Origin of the sequence: Sulfitobacter sp. HI0027, assembly GCF_001634775.1 — a bacterium.
Classification (GTDB): domain Bacteria; phylum Pseudomonadota; class Alphaproteobacteria; order Rhodobacterales; family Rhodobacteraceae; genus Sulfitobacter.
This window is the reverse complement of the sequence record NZ_LWER01000216.1, coordinates 1-1,977: the sequence shown is the minus strand read 5'-3', so window position 1 is coordinate 1,977 and position 1,977 is coordinate 1. Positions and strand designations below refer to the sequence as shown.

At 57.3% G+C, this 1,977-nt stretch carries 1 protein-coding gene and 2 pseudogenes; all 3 read right to left on the bottom strand.

The features are described from left to right. Positions 1-70: 70 nt before the first annotated feature. A pseudogene (locus A3722_RS13845) lies at positions 71-388 on the bottom strand (Mu transposase domain-containing protein); the annotation flags it as partial. 39 nt (positions 389-427) lie between these two features. Then, the gene (locus A3722_RS13840; RefSeq protein WP_067629838.1) at positions 428-1,651 is read right to left on the bottom strand and encodes an IS256 family transposase; all 1,224 of its coding nucleotides are present in this window, start codon (positions 1,649-1,651) and stop codon (positions 428-430) included. Positions 1,652-1,720: 69 nt separating this feature from the next. Beyond that, positions 1,721-1,977, bottom strand: a pseudogene (locus tag A3722_RS13835) (IS21 family transposase); the annotation flags it as partial.

Sequence of the window (1,977 nt, the reverse complement as noted above, 5' to 3'; positions counted from 1 at the left end):
CTATGAGTGGCGTCACTATCTCGCTGTCATCCAACGCAAACCAGGTGCCTTACGCAATGGTGCGCCGTTCACGGAGATGCCGGAAGGCATCCGGCATCTCCGTGAACGGCGCACCATTGCGTAAGGCACCTGGTTTGCGTTGGATGACAGCGAGATAGTGACGCCACTCATAGATGACCTTGCCGGGCTTGCGATGAGATCGCTCGATGATCCGCGCATGCTCGCAAACCGTTTGCCCTTCAGCGACCACGACCAGCCGTTCGGGATAAACATGCAAACTGACACGTCGGTTCGCGAAGCTGGCGGGAACGCTGTAGCGATTGCGTTCGAACGTGATCAGGCATGTGGGTGACACACGCTTACTGTGTTCGATAAAGCCATCGAATGCCGGGGGAGTGTGCGTAATTTTGTGCCCTGACGCCTTTAGTTACGCCATGGGAAAGCGTTCTTCGAACATGATGGCGAGTTGGCTTTTAACGCGGTGCCATTCACGCACAGATCGCTTCCACTCGACTGAAGTAGCATTGAGCGCCAAGTAGATCAACTTTGCTGCCGCCTCATCGCTCGGGAAGTGGCCTCGGGTTCGCACCGCACGCCGGATTTTTGAGTTCAAGGCTTCTATGGCATTCGTTGTGTAAATCAATCGGCGCACTTCGGGCGGGTAGTCGAGAAACGGGATCACCTCGTTCCAGGCTCGGCGCCAGCTCGGTGCAATGGCCGGATAGCGCTTGGCCAGATCGCTCTCCTCGAACTCGGCCAGTGCAGCCTCCGCTGCTTCGACGTCTAAGGCGGTGTAGACTGCCTTCAGGGCTGTCGCCACGGCCTTGCGGTCCTTGTAGCTGGCGAAGCTCATAGAGTGGCGCAGCAAATGAACGATGCACGTCTGAACCTGGGCTTCCGGGAAAGCTGCCTCAATGGCCTGAGGGAAGCCTTTGAGGCCGTCGACCACGGCAATCAGAATGTCCTGAACGCCCCTGTGACGTAGATCATTCAGAACCTTTGACCAAAATTTGGCACCCTCGTTGGCCTGGAACCACAGCCCCAGAACGTCCCGGGTGCCGTCTGGACGGATCGCCAAGGCTACGAAGACCGCCTTGTTCGAGACCGCTCCATCACTGCGGATGTTGACGCGGATCGCGTCCATGAACACCACCGGATAGCAGGGTTCCAGTGGTCGGCTCTGCCAGGCGGTGACCTCGTCCATCACAGCCTCAGTGATCACCGATATCAAGCTGGGTGATGCCTCAAAGCCGTAAATCTCCTCAATGTGCCCTTGGATCTCACGGGTCGTCATTCCGCGTGCATACATGCTGACGATCTTGCGGTCGAACTCGGGAAAACGACGCTGATACTTGGCTATCAACAGCGGATCAAAGGTGCCGTTGCGGTCGCGCGGAATATCCAGGATGACCTTCCCACTGTCGGTAGTCACAGTCTTCTGGCTGCTGCCATTACGACGATTGGGCGGATGGTTCTGGCCCTCCGCGACACCTTCTTCGCGCTCTGCCCCAAGATGTTCCTCCATCTCAGCTGTTAAAGCGCGTTCTGCCAATGCTTTGGTCAACTCGGCAAGAATGCCCTCCTTGCCGAATAGGTCGCCAGAGGACCGGCCTTCCATCAGTTGGTCTAATAGCTTTTTGTCGATGCTCATACGTGGGTCTCCTTATAGAGCAGTTACCACGCCAGAGCACAAAATTCAGGACAGTCCCAATGCCGGCGGCAGTGCCATCAGCGTGGGCTTCTCGGCCTCCCACACGTCAGCGATGGACCCCGGCAAAGCCTTGTGCGGTGTCTCTGCCCAAAGGGCGATACAGCGATCTTCAAGCCATTGGTTCAGCTCGTCCAGATCGGCAAAGACCGGCATGACTTGCCACATGCGGTTGCGCGCATCCTGCACGTTCTTCTCAACCTGGCCTTTCTCCCAACCTGCGGCTGGATTGCAGAACTCGGGCTCAAACACGTAGTGGCTGGCCATAG